At 32.7% G+C, this 1,406-nt stretch carries 1 protein-coding gene and 1 pseudogene; both read left to right on the forward strand.

The features are described 5' to 3' along the window. Positions 1-187: pseudogene (locus ACLL8X_RS09245) on the forward strand (methyl-accepting chemotaxis protein); the annotation flags it as partial. A gap of 191 nt (positions 188-378) precedes the next feature. Then, the coding region (locus tag ACLL8X_RS09250; protein ID WP_411990626.1) for a cache domain-containing protein at positions 379-1,406 on the forward strand (1,028 nt) is incomplete at its 3' end.

Below are 1,406 nucleotides of genomic sequence, written 5' to 3' on the forward strand. Positions count from 1 at the left end.
CAATGATATGGCAGAAAGTATTAAAGAACAAACAGCAGGTATTACTCAAATCAATGAAAGTGTAGCTCAAATAGACCAAACCACTAAGGATAATGTTGAAATTGCTAATGAAAGTGCTGTTATTTCTAATACAGTCAGTGATATAGCAAGTAATATACTTGAAGATGTGAAGAAGAAGAAGTTTTGAAAGAATGAATTTAAGATATAGCAATTTCTAATTCATTTTAATCCATCTTAACTAAATCAATCCAAGCTTTAAAAAAGGGCTTGGGTAAATTAATTTGCTTAAACCTGTAAAAATATAAATCTTTTAATCTGCTTGAATCGTTTTTTTTTTTTTTGTATAATGCACTTCTTTACAAAATCAAAAGGAAAGTTATGAAAAGCAGTGTCTCCACAAAATTGACTATTTTAATAGGAATTTTAATCGTCTTAGCACTTGGTGTTTCTAGTGTAATTAGTTATTTAAGCTCTCTTAAAAATTCGCATTCTTTACTCAATAGCAACCAAATGACCATTCTTACAAATACCGCAACAGCCTTTGAAAATGCAAGTAAAAACAAAGAGCTTACTATGCAAGCCTTAGCAAAGGATTTAGCCAAAGATTTAAGCGAAGATAAAATTTATGCCACTCTTGCTTTTTTTAAAGACATTGCTCTTTTTGATTCTGCCTTTTTTGGCTACGACAAAACGGGTAAAACCTATCTTAGTAATGGTGATTATCTTGATTTAAGTAAAAATTATGATGTAAGCACTAGAGCGTGGTATAAAGAAGCTAAAGTAAGCAATAAACTTGTCGTTACCCCGCCTTATCTTAGTCGTAGCACAGGCAATGTTGTCATAGGCTATGGAATTCCTGTTGTTGTCAATGGAAAAACGATTGGCGTAGTAGGTAGCGAATACAACCTTGCTAATTACGCTAAAGATGTGCTTTCAGTAGGACGCTCTCAAAGCACCTACACCGCTATTTTTGACCCACAAGGCACTATACTTTTCCACGAAAAAACAGAACTAATGCTTCAAAAAAACGCTCTTAGCACTAATATCACTCAGGCTATTAATCAAAATCCAAGTTTGTTAAATTCTCATACTTCTTTTGTTGTTGAAGACGAACAAGGCGAAAAATATGAAGCATTTTGCACGACTGCTGTGAGTGATTTTTATAGAATTTGCACCCTAACTCAAAGTAAGCTTTATTCAGATACGACTAATGAAATTTTAATCAAACAATTACTTATAGGTATTATAGCCATAGCCTTTATACTTGTTTTTATTCGACTGGCTATCAAACGCAGTCTCTCCCCACTCTCTTCCATTCAATCAGGACTAAATTCCTTCTTTGATTTCATCAATCATAAAACAAAGAACATAGCTACTATTGATGTAAAAACTAATGATGAATTTGG

This window comes from Campylobacter parajejuni, from assembly GCF_046764905.1.
In the GTDB taxonomy this organism is placed as follows: Bacteria; Campylobacterota; Campylobacteria; order Campylobacterales; family Campylobacteraceae; genus Campylobacter_D.